At 64.4% G+C, this 21,511-nt stretch carries 26 protein-coding genes; 15 read left to right on the forward strand and 11 right to left on the reverse strand.

Going from position 1 to position 21,511, the window contains the following annotated elements:
- Positions 1-75: 75 nt before the first annotated feature.
- Positions 76-732, reverse strand: coding sequence for a glutathione S-transferase (locus PMI15_RS06065; RefSeq protein ID WP_007865213.1), 657 nt, complete (start codon positions 730-732; stop codon positions 76-78).
- Positions 733-891: 159 nt separating this feature from the next.
- Between PMI15_RS06065 and PMI15_RS06070 the strand changes: the two genes are divergently transcribed.
- A complete protein-coding gene (locus tag PMI15_RS06070) occupies positions 892-2,112 on the forward strand; it encodes a polyhydroxyalkanoate depolymerase (protein ID WP_007865215.1) in 1,221 nt (406 codons plus the stop codon).
- A gap of 25 nt (positions 2,113-2,137) precedes the next feature.
- Here the strand turns inward: PMI15_RS06070 and PMI15_RS06075 are convergent, their stop codons facing one another.
- The 5 genes from PMI15_RS06075 to PMI15_RS06095 all read right to left on the reverse strand — a co-directional run bounded on the left by PMI15_RS06075 (position 2,138) and on the right by PMI15_RS06095 (position 5,350).
- Positions 2,138-2,440 carry a hypothetical protein gene (locus PMI15_RS06075; protein ID WP_007865218.1) on the reverse strand — a complete coding sequence of 101 codons (303 nt, stop codon included), beginning with the start codon at positions 2,438-2,440 and terminating at the stop codon, positions 2,138-2,140.
- Between the two features lie 30 nt (positions 2,441-2,470).
- On the reverse strand, positions 2,471-2,836 hold the full coding sequence (locus PMI15_RS06080) for a hypothetical protein (RefSeq protein WP_157214547.1): 366 nt from the start codon (positions 2,834-2,836) through the stop codon (positions 2,471-2,473).
- Positions 2,830-3,597: a hypothetical protein gene (locus tag PMI15_RS06085; protein ID WP_007865221.1), complete on the reverse strand. Its 768-nt coding sequence runs from the start codon at positions 3,595-3,597 to the stop codon at positions 2,830-2,832. Before PMI15_RS06085 ends, PMI15_RS06080 begins: the two co-directional genes overlap by 7 nt.
- A gap of 23 nt (positions 3,598-3,620) precedes the next feature.
- Positions 3,621-4,802 carry an MFS transporter gene (locus PMI15_RS06090; protein WP_007865223.1) on the reverse strand — a complete coding sequence of 394 codons (1,182 nt, stop codon included), beginning with the start codon at positions 4,800-4,802 and terminating at the stop codon, positions 3,621-3,623.
- 92 nt (positions 4,803-4,894) lie between these two features.
- Positions 4,895-5,350: a CBS domain-containing protein gene (locus PMI15_RS06095; RefSeq protein ID WP_007865225.1), complete on the reverse strand. Its 456-nt coding sequence runs from the start codon at positions 5,348-5,350 to the stop codon at positions 4,895-4,897.
- A 152-nt stretch (positions 5,351-5,502) separates the two neighbouring features.
- Here PMI15_RS06095 and PMI15_RS06100 point away from each other — a divergent pair, with 152 nt between their 5' ends.
- Genes PMI15_RS06100 through PMI15_RS06115 form a run of 4 tightly spaced genes read left to right on the forward strand, consistent with a single transcriptional unit; the run spans position 5,503 to position 11,142 of the window.
- Positions 5,503-6,816, forward strand: a complete 1,314-nt coding sequence (locus tag PMI15_RS06100; protein WP_007865226.1) for an O-acetylhomoserine aminocarboxypropyltransferase — start codon at positions 5,503-5,505, stop codon at positions 6,814-6,816.
- Between the two features lie 2 nt (positions 6,817-6,818).
- Positions 6,819-7,646 (forward strand): alpha/beta fold hydrolase, encoded by an 828-nt coding sequence (locus PMI15_RS06105; protein ID WP_007865228.1) that lies wholly within the window; start codon positions 6,819-6,821, stop codon positions 7,644-7,646.
- A 7-nt stretch (positions 7,647-7,653) separates the two neighbouring features.
- Positions 7,654-9,804, forward strand: coding sequence for an acetyl-CoA hydrolase/transferase C-terminal domain-containing protein (locus tag PMI15_RS06110; RefSeq protein ID WP_007865230.1), 2,151 nt, complete (start codon positions 7,654-7,656; stop codon positions 9,802-9,804).
- Positions 9,805-9,846: 42 nt separating this feature from the next.
- Complete coding sequence (locus PMI15_RS06115; protein ID WP_007865231.1) at positions 9,847-11,142, forward strand: cytochrome P450; 1,296 nt, start codon at positions 9,847-9,849, stop codon at positions 11,140-11,142.
- On the opposite strand, the gene PMI15_RS06120 is transcribed toward PMI15_RS06115, so the two are convergent.
- Positions 11,139-11,546 carry a thioredoxin family protein gene (locus PMI15_RS06120; protein WP_007865233.1) on the reverse strand — a complete coding sequence of 136 codons (408 nt, stop codon included), beginning with the start codon at positions 11,544-11,546 and terminating at the stop codon, positions 11,139-11,141. The two genes, PMI15_RS06115 and PMI15_RS06120, sit on opposite strands and share 4 nt — an antisense overlap.
- 89 nt (positions 11,547-11,635) lie before the next feature.
- Between PMI15_RS06120 and PMI15_RS06125 the strand changes: the two genes are divergently transcribed.
- Positions 11,636-12,022, forward strand: a complete 387-nt coding sequence (locus PMI15_RS06125) for a DUF962 domain-containing protein (RefSeq protein WP_007865235.1) — start codon at positions 11,636-11,638, stop codon at positions 12,020-12,022.
- A gap of 9 nt (positions 12,023-12,031) precedes the next feature.
- On the opposite strand, the gene PMI15_RS06130 is transcribed toward PMI15_RS06125, so the two are convergent.
- From PMI15_RS06130 to PMI15_RS06145, 4 genes are all read right to left on the reverse strand, one after another.
- Positions 12,032-12,274, reverse strand: a complete 243-nt coding sequence (locus PMI15_RS06130) for a hypothetical protein (protein ID WP_007865238.1) — start codon at positions 12,272-12,274, stop codon at positions 12,032-12,034.
- Complete coding sequence (locus tag PMI15_RS06135; protein WP_007865240.1) at positions 12,271-12,459, reverse strand: DUF3606 domain-containing protein; 189 nt, start codon at positions 12,457-12,459, stop codon at positions 12,271-12,273. The genes PMI15_RS06130 and PMI15_RS06135 overlap by 4 nt, the downstream gene beginning before the upstream one ends.
- A gap of 247 nt (positions 12,460-12,706) precedes the next feature.
- Entirely contained in the window at positions 12,707-12,943 is a 237-nt protein-coding gene (locus tag PMI15_RS06140; protein WP_157214548.1) for a hypothetical protein, read from the reverse strand.
- 107 nt (positions 12,944-13,050) lie between these two features.
- Entirely contained in the window at positions 13,051-14,265 is a 1,215-nt protein-coding gene (locus tag PMI15_RS06145; protein WP_051001925.1) for a YihY family inner membrane protein, read from the reverse strand.
- 33 nt (positions 14,266-14,298) lie between these two features.
- Here PMI15_RS06145 and PMI15_RS06150 point away from each other — a divergent pair, with 33 nt between their 5' ends.
- Genes PMI15_RS06150 through xth form a run of 9 tightly spaced genes read left to right on the forward strand, consistent with a single transcriptional unit; the run spans position 14,299 to position 21,354 of the window.
- Positions 14,299-14,673 carry a DUF2069 domain-containing protein gene (locus PMI15_RS06150; RefSeq protein WP_007865249.1) on the forward strand — a complete coding sequence of 125 codons (375 nt, stop codon included), beginning with the start codon at positions 14,299-14,301 and terminating at the stop codon, positions 14,671-14,673.
- A 16-nt stretch (positions 14,674-14,689) separates the two neighbouring features.
- The gene (locus tag PMI15_RS06155; protein ID WP_007865251.1) at positions 14,690-16,111 is read left to right on the forward strand and encodes an FAD-binding oxidoreductase; all 1,422 of its coding nucleotides are present in this window, start codon (positions 14,690-14,692) and stop codon (positions 16,109-16,111) included.
- Between the two features lie 27 nt (positions 16,112-16,138).
- Complete coding sequence (locus PMI15_RS06160) at positions 16,139-16,378, forward strand: type II toxin-antitoxin system CcdA family antitoxin (protein WP_007865254.1); 240 nt, start codon at positions 16,139-16,141, stop codon at positions 16,376-16,378.
- Between the two features lie 2 nt (positions 16,379-16,380).
- Positions 16,381-16,695: a CcdB family protein gene (locus tag PMI15_RS06165; RefSeq protein WP_007865255.1), complete on the forward strand. Its 315-nt coding sequence runs from the start codon at positions 16,381-16,383 to the stop codon at positions 16,693-16,695.
- Complete coding sequence (locus PMI15_RS06170) at positions 16,682-17,530, forward strand: thymidylate synthase (protein WP_369751948.1); 849 nt, start codon at positions 16,682-16,684, stop codon at positions 17,528-17,530. The genes PMI15_RS06165 and PMI15_RS06170 overlap by 14 nt, the downstream gene beginning before the upstream one ends.
- A 5-nt stretch (positions 17,531-17,535) precedes the next feature.
- A complete protein-coding gene (locus PMI15_RS06175; RefSeq protein WP_157214549.1) occupies positions 17,536-19,416 on the forward strand; it encodes a M48 family metallopeptidase in 1,881 nt (626 codons plus the stop codon).
- Between the two features lie 5 nt (positions 19,417-19,421).
- On the forward strand, positions 19,422-19,904 hold the full coding sequence (locus PMI15_RS06180) for a dihydrofolate reductase (RefSeq protein WP_007865258.1): 483 nt from the start codon (positions 19,422-19,424) through the stop codon (positions 19,902-19,904).
- A gap of 42 nt (positions 19,905-19,946) precedes the next feature.
- Complete coding sequence (locus PMI15_RS06185; protein ID WP_007865259.1) at positions 19,947-20,540, forward strand: DUF4337 domain-containing protein; 594 nt, start codon at positions 19,947-19,949, stop codon at positions 20,538-20,540.
- 37 nt (positions 20,541-20,577) lie between these two features.
- Entirely contained in the window at positions 20,578-21,354 is a 777-nt protein-coding gene (xth, locus tag PMI15_RS06190) for an exodeoxyribonuclease III (protein WP_007865260.1), read from the forward strand.
- Positions 21,355-21,511 lie beyond the last annotated feature (157 nt).

The raw sequence follows: 21,511 nt of genomic DNA on the forward strand, positions 1-21,511 counted from the left end.
GCCTTTCTTTTGCTTACTTTTCTTTGGCGAAGCAAAGAAAAGTGAGTTGCCGCCGGGCAACCCCGGCCAGCAGCTTCAGAACTCCGCATCAAGTTCATCAATGTCATCGGGCTCCTTCTTGGCCGCAAGCACCCACTCCCTCATCGCCGGCAACTCCATGATCCGCTTGCAATACGCCGTGCAGGCCTTGTCCAGCGCCACGTCGTAGGTCAGGAACCGCGTGACCACAGGCGCATACATGGCATCGGCCACCGACAGCTGCTTGCCGAACAGATAGGGGCCGCCGTAGGAGCCCAGGCATTCCTTCCATATCTCCAGCACCCGGTCTATGTCGGCCTGCGCGCGGGACCAGACCTTGAAGCCGGGAAAGTGGGCCTTGATGTTCATGGGCAGCGCGGCGCGCAGCGAGGCAAAGCCCGAATGCATTTCGCCGCACACCGCGCGGCAGTGCGCCCGCAGCTTGACGTCCGCCGGCAGCAGCTGCGCCTTGGGTTTGATTTCATTGAGGTATTCAGCGATCGCCAGTGTGTCCCAGACCTTGACGCCGTTGTGCTGCAGCGAGGGCACCAGCATGCTGGACGAGAGCAGCAGCATCTCCGCCTTCATGGCAGGGTCGTCGGGCGGGATCACTTTTTCGGTGAAATCCAGCCCGGCAAACTTCGCCAGCAGCCAGCCGCGCAGTGCCCAGGCGCCGTAGTTTTTGCTGCTGATCGTCAGGACTGCCTTGGCCATGAGATTGCTCCTTGAACCGCAAAGTTGGTCCCCACTGCCCGGGGCCGGCAACACTCCGCAAGGCCTGTGCCAGCGCGCGGGCCGGCGGCGGCGACTGGCCCGTAACTTGCCTGCATGCCGGCTACCTGGGCCACAAGCCCGAACCAAGGCAGGAAACCCATGCTTTACCAGGCCTACCAGCTCCAGTCCGACCTGCTGTCCCCGCTTCGCCTGCTGGCGCAGGGCGGCAGCGCGGCCCTCTGGCTGGGCAAAACCGAAGGGAGCCTGCTGCGCAAGCTGTCGGCGTCCATGGAAGTGTTTTCGCGCCTGCGCCTGACGCACTCACGGCCGGCTTACGGAATCAGCTCGGTGAAGGTGGGCGAGCGCGAACTTGCCGTGACCGAGGAGGCCGTGCTCAGCATGCCTTTCGGCACCCTGCTGCGCTTTCAAAAAGAGCTGCCGGCCGATCTGCCTTACCAGCCGCCGGTGCTGCTGGTGGCCCCGCTGTCGGGCCACTTCGCGACGCTGCTGCGCGAGACCGTGCGCACGCTGCTGCAAGACCACGACGTGTACATCACCGACTGGCACAACGCGCGCGACGTCGCCCTGCGCCACGGCCCCTTCGCGCTGGACGACTACATAGACCACATGATCCGCTTCACCCGGGCCATAGGCCCCGGCACCCACGTGGTGGCGGTGTGCCAGCCCTGCGTGGCAGCGCTGGCGGCCGCGGCCGTCATGGCCGAAGACGATGACCCTGCCCAGCCGCGCAGCCTGACCCTGATGGCCGGGCCGGTGGACTGCCGCGTGAACCCGACCGGCGTCAACACGCTGGCCACCAGCAAGCCGATTGAGTGGTTCGAGAAAAATTTGATCAGCCACGTGCCGCTGCCGCATGCGGGCTATATGCGGCGCGTCTACCCGGGCTTTGTGCAGCTCAGCGCCTTCCTGAGCATGAACCTGGACCGGCACAAAAAATCCTTCCAGGACATGTACCAGCACCTGCTGGACGGCGACGTGGAAAAGGCCAACGTCATCCGCGTGTTCTACGACGAGTACCTGGCCGTCAACGACCTGCCCGCCGAGTTCTACCTGGAGACCGTCGAGAAAGTGTTCCAGACCTACGACCTGCCGCTGGGCAAGCTCAGCTACCGAGGCCGCCTCGTCAAACCCGCCGCCATCCGGCGCACGGCGCTGATGACGGTGGAAGGTGAGCGCGACGACATCTGCTCAGTCGGGCAGACGGTGGCCGCGCAAGACCTTTGCACCGGCATACGGCCTTACATGAAGACGCACCATGTGCAGACGGGCGTGGGGCACTACGGCGTGTTCAGCGGACGCAAGTGGAACCAGCAGATCTACCCGCGGGTTCGGGAGATGATTCATGCGAGTTCGGGGTGAGCTTTATGAGGCCATGTGGAGAGCATCAGGGAAGCAGCCCGGCCTTTCTGTACCAGCGGACGCAGGCAATTTCCACCAACATATAGGCCGCGATCGCGGGTATGGCCCACGCGGCGTCCACAAGAATCCCGGAACACATCGGCAGGACAACCAACCAGCACGCAAGCTTGTAGATGAGCGGCAAGGCGCGGTAGCGCGCACCTTTTTCAGGGCACCGCTTGAACTCTCGCCTGTTCATGAACCAAAGCACGAACAGCAATACCGCATACGCCAGCACAAAAAGAACCAGCGACGGCGCCTGCAGCAGTGTGCGGAAATACTCAATCATTCGATGCCCCGGTTGAGCTGCCACGCAGCGTTACCGCTCCACCAGATCCGCCACGGACCAGCGGGCATCGCGTTTCTTCGCGACCACCGTGAAGCATCGTTCCTGCGGAGCGCAGAGTACAAATAACGCTTCACCAGAGAAGGCACCGTCAGCAAACCGGAATGATGCAAGCCGCTTCAATTCGATCCGTTCAGGATCGACATTCAATCCGGAAGCAAGTGCTGCACGCCCCAGTTCGTAGGGCTCTGACTGCAAAATCCAGAAATGGCCAGCGACGCTTATCAGCGCGAACATGGCGACCACAAAGGCCAGTGTCCTGATCAGCTTGGGCCGGGTCATGCCGAACGACGATGCCGGGCGCCGGGGAAGCTTTGCAGTCGGACGCTTGCTCAGCACGGCACCGCCTGCAATGTGGACCCGACAGCGCTGAACATGGCATTGAGCAGCCGGGTCGTGACACGCGCCCTGTTGAAGACAATGTCCGTGAGCAGCGCGACGGCGAGCGCCAGATAGATGAAATACCCAAAGCCGACATAGTCCGAGAAGAGTATGGTGTGCAGCCAGTTTTGATGGAAGAGGTACAGATAGCCAACCAGTCCCGCGGCCCCCAACAGCACAGCCGTTGGCAGCACAAGCTGCAACCCGGCGCGCCTGCGAAGGAGCGCGGCAAACGCGAGCAAGGAGAAAACGAGCGCGTTTGCACCGGTAAAGATGCGGAACTCCCGGGTCAGCGATTCCGCCACGCCCATGTACTGGGTACGGATGAGGAGTTCAAGCCTCTCATTGACACGCGCGAGATCGGCGACCCTGCGTTCCAGAATTCCGGTCATGGACTTCTCGATGGCCTTGCGGCACTCGCAATCGATATTTCCCATTTGCGCCGCGATGGCGGCAACCTTCTGCGGAAGGCCTTCAGCGAGCTTGCGTTTGAGCTCGGCGAGCTCCAGTGAATTCTTGCCGGACAGGCCTTTTGCCATCTCCGCGAGCCTGCCGCCATCCAGCGCATCGATTCGTTCGCTCACCCTGCGCTCGACTTCCGAACGGATCGCATCGCGGGCCAGGGCCTCGACCAGGCCGGGATTGGCATAGGAGGCAATGAAGGCGCAGCCAAACAGCGCAAGCCCTGCGAAGGCAATGATGTTGATAAAGACACGCATTGAGTTGTTCCAGTGTCTAGGGTTTAACGCCTGACGCAAGCCACCAAAACCCCAATCACCCCCATCACCAAAACCAGCCCCAAAATCACCCCCCGACCCTCCATCACCCCGGCAAACACCCCCACCAGCATGCCGGCCAGCGGCTGCGACAGGTTGTTGAACATCACGATCACGCCGGTGGTCTTGCCCAGGTCCTTGGGCGGGATGAGCTTTTGCCGCAGGCTGCGGATGTAGACGTTGAACATCTTGTCGAAGCCGATCACCAGCAAAAACCCGGCGGTGTAGACCCAGAAGTTGCCGGCCAGTCCCGTCAGCAGACCACCGGCCAGCATCACGGTGTAGGACACCAGGCCCAGGGTGCGCAGCGTCAGCACGGTGCGGGCGATAAACAGCAGGATGACGACGGTGGCGATGGCGCCTGCCGTTTGCAGGACGGCATAGTCGCCGGCCGAGCGTTGCAGCAGGCCGGTCACCATGGCGGCCGAGGTGGCCAAGGTGACGCCTATCACCAGGTTGACGCCTGCCGCCAGCGCAATCACCTGCTTCAAGCCCGGCAGGTGCAGCACCTGCGACAGGGCGATGCGTATGGGCGCGGTCCAGTGGCCGGGGGCCGGCTCGGGCGCGGCCAGGGTGACGGCGCCTTGACGCTGCCACCAGGTCACGGCGCCGTCGGCGATGAGGAAAAACACCGCCGTCGCACCGACGACCATGGGCCAGGGCATCCAGCGCAGCAGCAGCGAGGCCAGCAAGGGGCCCAGCACCATGCCGAGCTGGTCGGCGAGCTGCGCATGGGCCAGCACTTTTTCAAAGCGGTGCTGGCGGAAGATTTGCGGCAGCATGACCTCGCGGGCCATCAGGCCCTGGGTGGTCAGCACGCCGCAGACGGCCGACAGCGCGATCAGCCAGCCGACGCCGCCGACCCACTGGAAGGCGATGACGCCGGCCATACACACCAGCGCCCGATACAGCTGGCTGATGCGCAGCAGCTTGAGCGGCGAGACGCGGTCGCACAGCGCACCGCAGACCGGAAAGGCCAGAAAGCGCGGAAGGGTCTCGAGGGTGAAGGCGATGCCCGACCAGGCAACGCTGCCGGTGGTCTCGAACACCACCAGGGGCACGAGGAACAGCAGGATCTGGTCGGCCAGCCGGGAGAAAAACAGCGAGGCATAAAACAGCAGCCCGCCGGCATCACGCTTGTCGCTCACCCCTGCCCTCGCTTGCGCCCTGCGTGCCTTGCGCACCGGGCCGTTGTTGTTTCAGGAATTGGCGGGCCCGGCACGCTGCCGGGCGCCGGCTTTTAATTGTGGTCGGCGGCGTCCTCGGCCGGCCAGTCGCGGATATAGGCCTTGAGCATCTTGTTTTCGAAGTTCTGGCTGTCGACCACGGCTTTGGCGACGTCGTAGAGGCTGATCACGCCCATCAGGACTTTCTGGTTCATCACGGGCATGTAGCGCGCGTGGCGCTCCAGCATCATGCGGCGGACTTCGTCGAGTTCGGTTTCGGAGGTGCAGGTGAGCGGGTGGTCGTCCATGGCGGTGCGCACCAGTGTGCTGCCGATCTCGCCGCCGTTCTTGACGATGTAGACGATGACCTCGCGGAAAGTCAGCATGCCGACCAGGTCGCCGTGCTCCATGACCACCAGCGAGCCTATGTCCTTATCTGCCATGACCTGTGCCGCCTTGGCCAGGGGTTCGTCAGGCTGGACGGTGTAAAGCGTGTTGCCTTTGACACGCAGTATGTCTAGAACCTTCATGGCGATCTCCTCGGTTGTGCTGCCAACATGCCCCCATTGTCCCACCGCAGCACGGCGGGAAGAGGAATTCAGTTTAAATATAGCCCACAATCAAACGGCCGGTTGCAACAATTTCCCCGCGCACCGCCACTTTTTCTGACTGGAGACAAACCATGCCCGGTTATTCCGATCCCGGCTTCGACACCCTCGCGCTGCATGCGGGCGCCGCGCCCGACCCGACCACCGGCGCGCGCGCCGTGCCGATTCACCTGACCACCTCCTTCGTCTTCGAATCCAGCGATCACGCGGCCAGCCTCTTTAACCTGGAGCGCGCGGGCCACGTCTATTCGCGCATCAGCAACCCGACCAACGCGGTGCTGGAGCAGCGCGTGTCGGCGCTGGAAGGCGGCATAGGCGCGATCGCCACCGCCAGCGGCCAGGCCGCGCTGCACCTGTCCATCGCCACGCTGATGGGCGCCGGCTCGCACATCGTGGCCTCGACGGCGCTCTACGGCGGCAGCCAGAACCTGCTGCACTACACGATGCGCCGCTTCGGAATCGACACGACTTTCGTGAAGCCCGGCGACCTGGACGGCTGGCGCGCGGCCGTGCGGCCCAACACCAAGCTGTTTTTCGGCGAAACCGTGGGTAACCCCGGGCTGGACGTGCTGGACATCCCGGCGGTGTCGGCCCTGGCCCACGAGGCAGGCGTGCCGCTGCTGGTGGATTCCACCCTGACCTCGCCCTGGCTGATCAAGCCTTTCGACCACGGCGCCGACCTGGTCTACCACTCGGCCACCAAGTTCCTGAGCGGCCACGGCACCGTCATCGGCGGCATCGTGGTGGACGGCGGCAGCTTCGACTGGGAAAAGTCCGGCAAATTCGCCGAACTGACCGAAGCCTACGACGGCTTTCACAACATGGTGTTCAGCGAGGAAAGCACCGTGGGCGCTTTTTTGTTGCGTGCGCGGCGCGAAGGCCTGCGCGACTTCGGCGCCTGCATGAGCCCGCACACGGCCTGGCTGATCCTGCAGGGCATAGAAACCCTGCCGCTGCGCATGGCGCGGCACATGGGCAATACCGAAAAAGTGGTCGAATTCCTGGCCAGCCACCCGCTGGTCTCGCGCGTGGGCCATCCCCTGCTCGACACCCATCCCAGCCATGCGCTGGCGAAAAAGCTGCTGCCGCGCGGCGCGGGCTCGGTGTTCAGCTTCGACATCAAGGGCAACCGCGCGCAGGGCAAGGCCTTTATCGAGGCGCTCAAGGTCTTCAGCCACCTGGCCAATGTCGGCGACTGCCGCAGCCTGGTCATCCACCCGGCCAGCACCACCCACTTCCGCATGACCGACGAGGCGCTGGCGGCCGGCGGCATCACGCAAGGCACGATACGCCTGTCCATTGGCCTGGAAGACCCGGACGACCTGATCGACGACCTCAAACGCGCGCTGAAAGCAGCTGAGAAGGCCGCCGTGAAAGCGGAGGCCTGAGCATGTACCTCGACGTCAACGGCCATAAAACTTATTGCTACACCGGAGGCAAGCCTTTTGAGGCCGCCAAACCGACCGCCGTCTTTATCCACGGCGTGCTGCACGACCACAGCGTGTGGATTCTGCAGACGCGCTACCTGGCCCACCACGGCTGGAATGTGCTGGCGGTGGACCTGCCGGGCCACTGCAAAAGCGAAGGCGAAGCGCCGGCCTCGGTGGAAGAAGCCGCCGGCTTTGTCGCCGCGCTGCTGGACGCCGCGAGCGTGAAGCGCGCCGCCCTGGTCGGCCACAGCTGGGGTTCGCTGATCGCGCTGGAGGCCGCCGCCCGGCTGAAAGAGCGCGTGAGTCACCTGGTGCTGGTGGGCACGGCCTTCCCGATGAAGGTCTCGCAGGCCCTGCTCGATGCCTCGCTGAACGAACCGATGAGGGCGCTGGCCATGGTCAATGTGTTTTCGCGCAGCACGCTGGCGGCGCCGCCCTCGGCGCTGGGCCCGGGCACCTGGGTCTACGGCGCCAACATGGCGCTGGGCCGGCGCGTGCTGGCCAGCAACACCAAGGTCAATGTCTTCCACCGCGGCTTCAAGGCCTGCGACAGCTATGCCAACGGCGAGACCGCCATGGCCCAGGTCAGCTGCCCGGTGCTGTTTGTGCTGGGCGCGCAGGACCAGATGACCACGCCCAAGGCCGCGCAGGCCCTGGTCAACAAGGCCAGGGACAGCGGCAAGAAGGTCAGCGTCGCCAGCCTGCCGGTGGGCCACCACCAGATGAACGAAACGCCCGAGGCCACGCTGTTCGCGATCCGGGATTTCCTCCAGACCCCTTCGGCCTGACACAGCGGTGGCAAGTTCCCTCCTCATCCCCACACTCGCGCAAGCGGTGGAGCATGTGCTGGCCACGGTGGAAGGCGACATCGTGCTCGGGCTGCCGCTGGGCATAGGCAAGCCCAATCCCTTTGTGAACCTGCTCTACCGCCGCATCAAGGCCATGGGTGGCGACGCGAATCCCCGGCGCCTGAAGATCATTACCGCGCTGTCGCTGGAAAAACCCGAAGGCAAAAGCGAGCTGGAGCAGAATTTTCTCGCGCCGCTGGTCGAGCGCGTTTTCAGGGACTACCCCGATCTCGACTATGTGAAAGACCTGCGCGCGGGCGTGCTGCCGCCGCATATCGAAGTCTCCGAGTTCTTCTTCAAGACCGGCGACTACCTTGGCAACGGGCGCGCGCAGCAGGCCTACATCGCCACCAACTACACCTTTGTCGCCCGCGACATGGGGGTGCTGGGTGTGAACGTGATCGCGCAGGCCGTCGCCGCGCATGACAACAAGGGCGAAGGGGACGGTGAACCCGCGCTGTCCCTGGGCAGCAACCCCGACGTGACCTTTGAGCTCGCCGAACGCCAGGCCGCCCAGGGCAAGCCGCTGCTGAAGGTGGGCGTTATCAACCGCCAGATGCCTTTTATGCCCAACCACGCGGTGGTGCCGCCCGGCTTTTTTGACGTGGTGGTGACGGACGTGCAGGCCACGCACACCCTGTTTGCGCCGCCCAACAACAAGGTCGGAACAGCGGACTACGCGATCGGCCTGCATGCCGCCAGCCTGGTGGTCGACGGCGGCACGCTGCAGATCGGCATAGGCGCGCTGGGCGACGCCATCGCGCAGGCACTGATCGTGCGGGACAGGCACAACGACGGCTACCGCCGCATCATGGCGGCCCTGTGCCCGGGCGACCTGCGGGGCCGCGAGCTGGGCGGTTTTGAGCAAGGCCTGTATGGCTGCTCGGAGATGTTCGTCAACGGGCTGCTCAAGCTCATTGAGGCGGGCATTGTGCGGCGCGAGGTGTTTGACGACGCAGCCTTGCAAAACCTGGTCAACGAAGGCCGGGCGCCGGGCCTGGCGGTCAGTACCGACCTGCTGGCCGCCTTGGTTGATGCAGGGCGAATCGGCTCCATACTGGGTGCGGACGACCTGGCCTTCCTGCAGCGCTTTGGCGTGCTCAGCAGCCAGGTTCGCCTGGCGCCAGACGGCGCGCTCGACGTGGCCGGCACGCGCATCGCCAACCGGCTCGGCGACCCCACTGTGCGCATTGCCTTGCAAGACGCCGGCGGCCTGGGCACGCGCCTGTCGGGCGGCGTGGTCCTGCATGGCGGCTTCTTCCTGGGCCCCACCGATTTTTACGAACGGCTGCGCGCCATGCCGCCCGACGCGCTGGCCAGGATAGACATGACGCGCATAGCCTTCATCAACCAGCTGCAGGGCCAAAGCCGCCTCAAACAGGCGCAGCGCACCCAGGGCCGTTTCATGAACACCACCATGATGGTCACGCTGCTGGGCGCGGCGGTGTCCGATGGACTGGAGTCGGGCCAGGTCGTCTCGGGCGTGGGCGGGCAATACAACTTTGTGGCCATGGCGCACGCCCTGCCCGACGCGCGCTCCATCCTGATGCTGCGCGCCACCTACGAGCACAAGGACGGCGTGCGCAGCACCCTGGTGTGGAACTACGCGTACGAAACCATCCCGCGCCACCTGCGCGACGTGGTCATCACCGAATACGGCGTGGCCGACCTGCGCGCCCAGCCCGACGCTGAAGTCGTCAAACGGCTGATCGCGATTGCCGACTCGCGCTTTCAGGATGGCCTTGTCGCGCAAGCCAAGGCCGCCGGCAAGCTGGACGCCGATTACGAAGTGCCCGGGCAGCATCGCCAGAACCTGCCCGAGGTGCTGCGCGACCGGCTGCAGCCCTGGAGCGGTTCGGCGCTGCTGCCCGACTTCCCCTTCGGCACCGACCTGACGGCCGACGAATTGCGCATCGTCGGCGCGCTCAGGCAAATGCAGCATGCCAGCCAGCACCCGGCGGAGCTGCTGGCCATGCTGGCCAAAAGCCTGTGGACGGACGCCGAAGCGCCACCCGCCTATTTGCAGCGGCTGGGCCTGGACGACGCCACGAGCCTGCGCAAGGTATTGATGCGCAAACTGTTTGCCGGGAATCTTTAAGCAGGCTCCACGAGGATTCACAGGGATTCACCGGACCGCATCATGAGCAACGCTTCGCCCTTTGCCGTCACCCCGGCCATGCCCGCTGCCCGCGCGATGGAGATCGCGGCCGGATTCGACCTGCGCGCCCTGCCCGCGGACTTTTACGCCAACCCTTATCCGGTGTACGCCGCCCTGAGAGAACACGAGCCCATACGCCGCATGCCCGACGGCTCCTTCTTCCTGACGCGCCACGCCGACCTGGTGGCCGTCTACCGGGACGCGCAGACCTTCAGCTCCGACAAAAAAGTGGAGTTCGAGCCCAAGTACGGTGCGGCCTCGGCGCTGTTTGAGCACCACACCACCAGCCTGGTGTTCAACGACCCGCCGTTGCACACCCGCGTGCGCAAGCTCATCATGGGCGCGCTGACGCGGCGCGCGATCGCCGACATGGAGCCCGGCCTGCTCACGCTGGTCGACGGCCTGCTGGACGCAATGGAATCCCGGGGCGGCGGCGACCTGGTCGAGGACTTCGCCTCGGCCATCCCGGTGGAGATCATCGGCAACCTGCTGGGCGTGCCGCACGCCGACCGCGCGCCGCTGCGCGGCTGGTCACTCGCGATACTGGGCGCGCTGGAGCCGAAGTTGACGCCGGAGCAGGAGGCCCTGGGCAACCGCAGCGTGCGCGAGTTCACGGCCTACCTGCAAGACCTGGTGGCCGACAGGCGCCGCCGACCGGGCGACCCCGAGCACGACGTGCTGACGCGGCTGATAGGCGGCGAAACGGCCACGGACACACTCAGCGAAACCGAGCTGCTGCAGAACTGCGTGTTCATCCTCAATGCCGGCCATGAAACCACCACCAACCTGATCGGCAATGCGCTGGTGGCGCTGCAGGAGCGGCCGGCGGCTCTGGCCGCCCTACTGCCCCGCATGCGGGCGCTGGCGCACGATGCGCAAGGGCTTGAGGCGCTGCTGGTGCCGGCCGTCGATGAGTTTTTGCGTTTTGAGTCGTCCAACCAGTTCAGCAACCGGCGTGCGCTGGCCGATGCGGCCATTGGCGGCGTTCAGCTACCCGCCGGCAGCCTGCTGACGCTGTGCATAGGCGCGGCGAATCGCGACCCGGCCCAGTTTGCGCGTCCCGACGAGCTGGACCTGGCGCGCCAGGACAATCGCCACCTGGCCTTTGGCTTCGGCATCCACCAGTGCGCCGGGCTCAGCCTGGCGCGGCTCGAAGGCCGTATCGCCATTGGCCGCTTTCTGCAACGCTTTCCGGGCTACCGGCTGACCGCCAGCCCCACGCGCGGCGGGCGTGCACGCTTCAGGGGCTTTTTGAAGGCGCCGTTTTCCGTCGCCTAAGCGGTCTTGATCCAGTGCTGGGGTGCCGCCGCCAGGCCCCGCAGCAAGGCCTGGGTGGAGGGCAGATGCGGCGTGACGGGCTGGCCTGGCTGCGCCAGTGAATCGAGCAGGCGCGAGAGGGTGTGCGCCTGCGGCATCAGCGGGCCCAGAAAACGCGTGCCGCCCGCACCGGCGACCAGCAGCGTGGGAAAGGTCTCCACTTCGATGTCGCCGACGAGCTCGGCCTCGTCCTCAATGTCCAGCCAGGCAAAGCGGCTGTCCGGATGACGCGCCGCGACCTGCGCAAAAACTTCGGCGTAGTCGCGGCACAGGCCGCACCAGTCGGCGCACAGGCAGACCACCCAGTTCACGGGAAGCTCCGGCGGGCTGGAGGGTGCCGCTGGCGGCGTGATGGGGAGGTGCATGCGGGAGAAAGCGAGGATTGACTATTATGGCCACGCCCGCAAAATGGTGAGCGACACAGGGCTATCACGACGCCAGGAGACACACCACCATGAATGCCACGCCCAGCGACGCCGTGCAAGGCGGCCAGCCCACGACACCCGCCACCCCACCTGTTGACCCGCGCAGCTTCGATTCCTTCGCGAGCTTTTATCCGTTCTACCTGGGCGAGCACCGCAACCCCATTTGCCGCCGCCTGCATTTTGTGGGGTCCAGCCTCACGCTGCTGTGCCTGGCGGCATTAGTCGCCACGCGCAACCCGTGGTGGCTGCTGGCCGGCCTGCTGTGCGGCTACGGCTTCGCCTGGATAGGCCACTTCGGCTTTGAAAAGAACAAGCCCGCGTCGTTCAAGCGGCCGCTTTACAGCTTTATGGGCGACTGGGTGATGTACCGCGATATGTGGGTGCAGGCCTTCAAGCGAGCCACCCACAACACATAAGCCCGCGAGCTAATGCGGGCCCTGGGGCTGGAAGATGCTGGCCTTGAGCGCCTTCAGGCAGGCCGCGCCGGCGTGCAGCGCGGCTTCATGTGTGGGATAGGGATGGTCTGAGCCCTCGATACGGACATCGGCGCCGCGCTCGTCGGTCGACAATTGCGTGACCACCCAGTAAAACAGGCCGGCCGAGGGTTCCTTGACACGGACCGCGAGCGGGCCGGGCTGCACGGGAAGCGTGGGCGGCATGGCACTCATAAAGTCCTCCCCAGCTCATTGCTCACGTCCTTGGCCGCGGGGCCGACCTCGGCCACGGCCACGCGCAATTCCAGTTCGCTGCAGGCCAGTGTGGCGACCCAGTAGTTCAAAGAGGCTTCCTGGGTGATGTCGATGGGCTCGTTTTTCAGGGACGCATCGGCGATCGGATAAGCAGGTGGTGTCACGGTTTTCTCCGGCTGGGGGTTGAGGGATGCGGAGAATCTTGACCCGGGCCGCGTGTGCGCCTTGTAAGAATCCGACCCGCCCGTTTGAAGTCACGGCCGAACAAAAGCAACGAAACGTCGCTGAGGTGACGAAGGCTTAACAACCTTGACAAAAGGTTGACGCTTTTAAAACCCCTGCTTATTAGCTTGTGCCCGAACCAGGGAGCAAAGACACAAGCCTGCCAAGCGTCGCCGGCGTCCGTGCGGCTCAGGCGTCGGGCTCGCCGTCCACGCGGATGCCCAGCTGCTTCATTTTGACGCGCTGCTCCACGGCGTGGCTCCACTGCTCGAAGTCTTCGTTGGTGGGCGCGGGACCGCTGCCGGTCTGGTAGGCCCACATCTTGGCGGTCAGCTTGTCATAAATCTGCTTGGCATCGCGCTGCGCCTGCCGCTCCTCGGCGATGGCACCGTCAAGCTTTTCCCGGGCGTTGGTTTTTGCTGGCATCTTTCCGTGCATTGAAAAAACAAAGGGGTTTGATTTTGTTACAGCGCCTTATCGCCAACAAGAATTCCCCTGGCGGTTTATCGGTTTTTCCGGGATGAGGCGGCGCTTTACAGCGCGTCACGCAGCCGCAGCTCGGGCCAGCGGGCTTTTCCCCACAGGCCCTGCACCGCCTCGGCCTTGTCGAGCAGCAGCTCCTGCATCAGCGGCTCCAGGGGCGTGGCGTCGGGGTCGGCCAGCAGCAGGAAGCGGGCCTCGTCCTCGCCTTCCGATTCGTTGAGCTGGCCCACCCAGTCCAGCGCCACCAGGGTTTCCAGCACCGGCTCGAGCTGCAGGCCATCCACCTGGAGCCGCTCGGCCAGCTGCGAGGCGCTCAAGCCCTTTCGCGGGGTGGACAGCGCCTTGTGCAGTTGCTGCAGCACTTCGATGGCGAGCTGGAAGTACCAGCCGTGCGCGCTGCCGCGGCGCGCCACGCCGGCAAGCAGGCTGGGCAGGTAGGCGGCGATCACCGCGCCCATCAGCACGATGACCCAGGAGACATAAATCCACACCAGCAGGATCGGCAGGGTCGCGAAGGCGCCGTAGACCAGCGAGTAGGTGGGCACCGCGCCCAGGTAAAGGCTGAGCGCGCGCTTGGCCACCTCGATGCCGGCGGCGACGAACAGGCCTCCCGCCCAGGCATGCGACCATTTCACAAAGGTGTTGGGCACATAGCGGTACATCGCCGCCATGCCGCCGGCCACCAGGAAAAACTGCAGGATGCTGAGCAGGAAACGCAGGCTGACCGGCAAGGCGCCCACCAGGCCGCCCGAGGCCGAGAGCACATAGGAGGTGACGGCCAGGCTGGCCGCCAGCAGGAGCGGGCCCAGCGTGATGGCGGCCCAATAGATCAGCACGCGCTGGGCCAGCGAGCGCGCCTTCTTGACGCGCCAGATGCCGTTCAGGGTACGGTCTATGGTAAGGATGAGCGCGATGGCCGTGACCAGCAGCACGGCCAGGCCGGCAATGCCCAGTTTGTTGGCCTGGCGGCTGAACTGCGTGAGGTAGCCCAGCACCTGGCGCGCGATGTTATCGGGGATCAGGCTTTGAACCAGCCAGGCCTGCAGCGCGCCCTGCAGTTTCGAAAACATCGGGAAGGCCGTGAAAATCGCCAGCGCCACGGTGAAAAAAGGCACGAGCGCGATGGAGGTGGTGAAGGTCAGGCTGCTGGCCGTCAGGCCCATGTGGTCTTCGCGGAAACGGTCGCGCAGGGTCAGTGCCGTGCCGCGCCACGGGAAGCGCGACAGGTCGGCCAGGAGGTCCTGCAGGGATTGCTGGAATTTCATCCCCGGTATCATGCCATTGAGATTCTTACGAGTATGAACAAAACAACACAAATCGACCTCACCCGCCGCCTGGCGCTGGCCAGCCTGCTGGGCCTCATCGTGCTGGGCCTGGCCTGGGAAATGTGGCTGGCGCCCATACGGCCGGGCGGCTCGCTGCTGGCGCTCAAGGTGCTGCCGCTGTGCATTCCCCTGGCCGGCATCCTGAAAAACCGCATGTACACCTACCGCTGGCTCAGCCTGCTGGTGTGGCTGTATTTCACCGAGGGCGTGGTGCGCGCCTGGAGCGACCGCGCGCCGGGCAACTACCTGGGCCTCATTGAAGTCGTGCTGTGCCTGACGCTGTTTGCCGCCTGCGCGTTGCATGTGCGCGTGCGCCTGAAAAATACCCCAGCCCCATCAACCCCCTAACCTGAAGCCGAACACCGTGAGCACGCACAACCCCCTGATTGAATCCCTGCGCCAGATCGTCGGCGCCACCAACGTCCTGACCGAGGGCGACCTGACGCCCTGGGTGCAGGACTGGCGCAGGCGCGAAACCGGCAAGGCCCTGGCCGTGGTGCGCCCCGCCTCCACGCAGGAAGTCGCGGCCGTGGTGAAAGCCTGCGTCGCGGCGCGCGTAAGCATCGTGCCGCAAGGCGGCAATACCGGCATGGTGGTGGGGTCGACACCGGACGCCAGCGGCACCCAGGTCGTGCTCAGCCTGACGCGCATGAACAAGGTGCGCACGCTGGACGCCGGCAACCTGACGATCACGGTGGATGCCGGCTGCGTGCTGCAAAACCTGCAGGAAGCCTGCGAAAAAGCCGGCTTCCTGTTTCCCCTGAGCCTGGCCTCGGAGGGAAGCTGCACCATAGGCGGCAACCTCGGAACCAACGCCGGCGGCACCCAGGTCGTGCGCTACGGCAACACCCGCGACCTCTGCCTGGGACTGGAAGTCGTGAACGCGCAGGGTGAGATCTGGGACGGCCTCTCAGGCCTGCGCAAAGACAACACCGGTTACGACCTGCGCCACCTGTTCATCGGCAGTGAAGGCACGCTGGGCGTGATCACCGGCGCCACCATGAAGCTGTATCCCATGCCCAAGGCCCAGCTCACCGCCTTTGCCGCCGTGCCTTCGATGGAGGCCGCCGTGGAGTTGCTGGGCCTGGCGCATCAGCACCTGGGCTCGGGCCTGACCGGTTTTGAGGTCATGGGCCAGTTCGCACTCAGCCTGGTGGCCAAACATTTCCCGCAACAGCGCGTGCCTTTCTGGCAGGAGCACGCCTGGTGTGTGGTGCTGGAAAACTCCGACAACGAATCGGAAGCGCATGCGCGTGAATGCTTCGAGCGACTGCTGGAGGCCGCCATGGAGGCCGGCTGCGTGGCAGACGCCGTGGTCGCCGAAAGCATGGCGCAGGCCCATGCGTTGTGGCACATCCGCGAAAGCATCCCGATGGCGCAAGCCGAAGAGGGGCTGAACATCAAGCACGACATCTCCATCAACGTGTCGCGCATCCCCGAGTTCGTGGCTGAGACCAATGCGCTGCTGCTGGAGCGGTTTCCGGGTGCGCGCATGGTCGTCTACGGCCACCTGGGCGACGGCAACCTGCACTACAACGTGCAGGCGCCGGAGAACGAAGACCAGGCGCGTTTCCTCAACGAGCAGGAAACGCCGATGAACGCGCTGGTCTACGAGGCGGTGGATCGCTACCGGGGCTCGATCTCGGCTGAACACGGTGTCGGCAGCGTCAAGGTCGACACGCTGCCCAAGCACAAATCGCCCGTGGCGCTGGACATGATGCGCGCCATCAAGCAAGGACTGGATCCGTTGAACCTGATGAACCCGGGCCGGGTGCTGCGCATATAATATGCGCATAACCCATGGAGACCCGCCATGCTGAAATTTGACAACGCCCCCAAAAAAGCCACCAACCTGTCGCTCAACGCCAAAGTGCTGGAAATGGCGCGTGAGATGGGCATGAATGTCTCCCAGACTGTAGATACCCTGCTGGCCGCCGAAGTGCGCCGCCGTTACTGGGAACAATGGAACGAGGAAAACCGCGAAGCCGTTGCGGAGTACAACGCACGCATCGCCGGTGAAGGTCTCCCGCTTGCCAAATACAGGACTTTCTAAGCATGGCGCGTTACGACGTTTATGCGCATCCCGATGCCTCGCTGCGCAAGGTCACGCCATTTCTGCTGGATGTGCAAAACGACTACATCAACAGCCTGGATTCGCGGGTTGTCATTCCCCTGCGTTCCGCCGCCAAGTACCCGCATCCCATGCGTGACCTGAACCCCGCGTTTGAGGTCGACGGGACGGCAGTGGTGTTGGACACCGCAGCCCTCGCCGCGTTTCCGGCGCGGGAACTCAAAAAACGCGTCGCTGGCCTGCAGGACCAGCGCGAGCACATCGTTGCAGCCATGGACTGCCTGTTTGGAGCTTATTAAAGTGCCGTCTTATCCCATACGCTCCCAGTACGAAGATTTCATGCGCCATGTGGACAGCCACGGCGTCTTCAAGGCCGACCGCACCGGCACCGGCACCAAAAGCGTGTTCGGCCACCAGATGCGCTTTGACCTGAACGAGGGCTTTCCGCTGGTGACCACCAAGAAGGTGCACCTCAAATCCATCGTCCATGAGCTGCTGTGGTTTCTGCAGGGCTCCAGCGACAACAACTGGCTCAAGGAACGCGGCGTCACCATCTGGGACGAATGGGCGCGTCCCGACGGCGACCTGGGCCCGGTTTATGGCGTGCAGTGGCGCAGCTGGCCCACGCCCGACGGCGGCCACATCGACCAGATCAGCGAAGTCATCAAGACGCTCAAGACCAACCCCGATTCGCGCCGCATCATCGTGAGCGCCTGGAACGTGGCCGACCTCTCCAAGATGGCGCTGATGCCCTGCCACGCGTTTTTCCAGTTCTACGTGGCGCCCTCCGAGGTGCAGGGCCAGCCCGGCAAGCTCAGCTGCCAGCTCTACCAGCGCAGCGCCGACATCTTCCTGGGCGTGCCCTTCAACATCGCGAGCTACGCCCTGCTGACGCATATGGTGGCGCAGCAGTGCGACCTGGGCGTGGGCGACTTCATCTGGACCGGCGGCGACTGCCACATCTACAGCAACCACCATGAGCAGGTCGCGCTGCAACTGAGCCGCCAGCCCTTCCCCTACCCGACGCTGCAAATCAAGCGCAAGCCCGAATCGATCTTCGACTACCAGTTTGAGGATTTCGAGTTCCTGGATTACCAGCACCACGCCGCCATCAAGGCGCCGGTGGCGGTGTGACTCCCGTGCAGGCCAGCGCCTCATCCGCAGCGCCGGCTTCCACGTTCAACTCGCGGCAACGGCTTTCACTCACATTGCTGGCTCTGGCCTCAGAGCTGATTTTTGTGACTGTGGTCATCTTGCCGATCGCTCCCTTCGTGATGCTTCAGGCCGCCATTTGGGGCGCCGGTTTTGCCGCGGTGTTTGGCGTCACGGCTTTTACCTTCCTGTGGTGGCTGGTCCAGCCCTCGCCCGGTACCGTGGGCCGACACGCCGTTCGCCGGGAAGAAGCGCCCGCACTTTTTGAGATGGTGGACGGCTTGTGCACCAACGCCGCGGCGCCGCGCATCCACCGCATCGTGCTGGACAACGAACTGAACGCGGCGGCGTATCAAACCGGCGGCTTCCTGTCGCTGCTTGGCAGCCGTCGGACCCTCATATTGGGCGTTCCTTTGCTGCGGATGCTGAACCTGGACGAAGTCAAAGCCGTCATCGCGCACGAGCTGGGGCACTTCTCCCGCAACCACGGGCGCCTGGGTCACTGGATCTACAGAGTGCGAGCCAAGTGGGACCACTACCTTCACATGCAGGGCAATGACAGCTTCGTCGATGGCGGGCTGAAGGCCATCGCATCCTGGTTTGTCCCCTACTTTGTCTCGCGATCTTCCAGCTGGTCACGCCAATGTGAATTCGAGGCCGATACCGTCGCCGCCCGTGCCTCTTCGGCGCGCCACCTGACTGACGCCCTCGCCCGGTTGGAATTTATTTCTTTTCTTCTGGCCCGGAAACTGCCCACGCAATTGAGCAGCCTGCGCATGCAATCGGCACAGGCACCCGGCAACTTCTGGAGCATCACGGCCGAGCTTGCCGAGACCAACCGCAGCGCCATGCCGCAGGCGCTCGCCGAGGGGGCCAATCGCCCACGGCGCGCGCAGGACACCCACCCGGCGCTGCGCGAACGTGCGACGGCGCTCGGCCTGCTGGTCGAGCCGCCGCCGATTGAAAGTTCGCCCTGCGCCGGAGACATTCTTCTCGGCAAAGAATGGGCCCGGGTTTTAACAGCCTGCAATGAGGATTGGCAGAAAAACACGCAGGTCAGCTGGCGATTCGACCACCTGCGGATGCGATGGCTGGTGACCGGCGGCGTGCATGCGCTCTTCTCGCAGCAAACGGCTGCTCAGACCGAACTGGCGACGGCGATTGTGCAAGAGCAGTTGCAGGGCGACGACGCCAGCCTGGCCTTGCTGTCGGCGGCAGCCACCCGCCACCCCGAAATGGCCATGGCCCACTTCTACCTCGGCCTGGCCCTGCTGGAAAGGGGTGACGACGCCGGCATCCAGGAATTGCGGCAATCCATCCGGCTGGATAAGCGCATTGCGCTGGGGGCACAGAACGTCATTTGCGGCTATCTCGCCTCGCATGGTGACCAGAAGGCCGCGCGTGAAGCCGTCATACGCCGCCGCTACACACACGAAAGGCTGACGCCGCTCTACGAGCAGTTGTGGGAGGCCCTGCTGTGCCGGTCCCTGCGTGCCATCGCGCCAGGTGCGGTGCCGCTTCTGGCGGAGGTGCTGGCAGGCGAACCCCTGACCGACGGCTGCTGGGCGGTGCAGTTGGACCTGCCGGACGCGACTGGCCTTTCCCACACCGTAAATATCCTCGTGATGCGGATCGACCATGAGCAGGCCCACAAAGCCGACCTTGGTGAAGACGATCTTCGCGCGCGCTACCAGAACTACCTTCAGGCCGTCATACCGCCCGACCAGCTGGCGATGGTGCACACTGTGTACACTTCCGAGCCGCTCAATCCACGCCTGCTCAAGCAACTGCAGGCCGTTCCCGGCAGCGAGATCATCGCGCCGGCCAGGCCCCTGAATCTGGATATCATTCGGATCGATTCCATCTGAACACCATGAAAATCCACATGATCTTCGCCCGCGCCGCCAATGGCGTGATCGGCCGCGACAACACCATCCCCTGGCGGCTACCGGAAGACATGGCACGCCTCAAGCGCCTGACCACCGGATGGCCGGTCATCATGGGCCGCAAGACCTGGGATTCGCTGCCGGTGAAATTCCGCCCGCTGCCGGGTCGCGCCAACATCGTCATCACGCGGCAGGCCGGCTGGAAAGAAGCCGGCGCCGAAACCGCCGCCAGCCTGGCCGATGCGCTGGCGCTGTGCGCCTCGTCGGACGAAGCGTGGATCCTGGGCGGTGCGCAAATTTACGCGCAGGCCATGCCGCTGGCCGAGCGCATCGAAGTCACCGAGATTGCCGAAAACATTGAAGGCGACGCCTACGCGCCGACGTTGGGGCCCGAATGGCGGCAAACGGCGCGGGAAGACCATGTGTCGGCGAACGGGATGAAGTTCAGCTTCATCACCTACCAAAAATAAATAAACCATCCACAAGCCACAACAACACGAGAGGGAATTGATATGTCAGGAGGCGGATTTCACGTACACGGGCCCCACGACCATGAGCTCGAACATGCGGCCCAGGGCGGCCACGGCGGCCATGAAAGCGGCGGCGGCATGATCGCGCAGATCGCGGTGATCACGGCCATCATCGCGACCGTGGGCGCCATCTTTGCCTATATGGGCGGCGCCACGCAGGCCAATGCGGGCCTGTACAAAAACAACGCGGCCATCAAGAAGACCGAGGCCTCCAACCAGTGGAACTACTTCCAGGCCAAAAGCACCAAGCAGTCGCTGGCCGAGCTGGCCCGCGACCTGGCGCCTGAAGACAAAAAAGCCGGCTACCAGGCCAAGGTGGACCGCTATGAAAAAGAAAAGAACGAGATCAAGGTGATCGCCGAGAAGCTCGAAGCCGAATCCGTGGTCTGGGACAAATCCTCGGACGAGCAGATCCACCAGCACCACCGCTGGGCCCAGGCCACCACGGTGCTGCAGGTGGCGATTGCCCTGGCGGCCATCGCGCTGCTGACGCGCAAGAAATGGCTGGAATACGGCATGTTCGCCGTGGCCGGTGTGGGCCTGGTGATTGGCGCTCTCGCCGTACTGCACATCTGAGCCTTGGCACTCCCTTCCGGTCCTGGAGCATGACCCCATGAAAATTACCACCTGGAACGTCAATTCCCTGACCGCGCGGCTGGCCCATGTGCTGGACTGGCTGGCCGCCAATCCCGTCGACGTGCTGTGCCTGCAGGAACTGAAGATGACGGACGACAAGTTCCCGCTGGAGGCGCTCAAGGCCGCGGGTTACGAGGCCGCCGCCTTCGGCCAGAAAACCTATAACGGCGTGGCCATCCTGTCGCGCACGCCGCTGCGCGAGGTGGTGAAAAACATCGTCGGTTTTGAAGACGAACATTCGCGCGTCATCGCCGCCACGGTGGACGGCCCCGCGGGGCCCATTCGCGTGCTGAATGGCTATTTCGTCAACGGCCAGGAACCCGGCAGCGAAAAGTTCGCCTACAAGATGCGCTGGCTGGACGGCCTGCAAGCCTATGTGCGCGCCGAGATGGCGGCCCACCCGCAGCTGGTGCTGCTGGGCGACTTCAACATCGCGCCGGAAGACCAGGATTCATACGATCCCGAAGGCCTGCGCGACACGATTCACCACACCAAGGAAGAGCGCGAGCATTTCCGCCAGTTGCTGGCGCTGGGCCTGACCGACAGCTTTCGCCTGTTCGAGCAGGCGCCCAAAAGCTATTCATGGTGGGACTACCGCATGCTGGGCTACCAGAAGAACCGGGGCCTGCGCATAGACCACATCCTGGTCAGTGAAGCGCTCAAGCCGCAGGTCCTGGGCTGCAGCATAGACCGCGTGCCGCGCAAATGGGAAAAGCCCAGCGACCATGCGCCGGTGACGGTGGAACTAGGTTAACCCCCGTCCAGGCTCACTTCGTGTAGCCTGTTCCCCCCTTCCAGGGGGCGGCGCCTGCGGTCTGGCAAAGCCAGTCCCGCGGCCCCTACTGGTTGGATACCGACTCTCTTCAACCCAGCATGAGCCGCGGAACCGGCTTCGCCGGGCCGCAGGCGGG

This window comes from Polaromonas sp. CF318 (genome assembly GCF_000282655.1).
GTDB lineage: Bacteria > Pseudomonadota > Gammaproteobacteria > Burkholderiales > Burkholderiaceae_C > Polaromonas.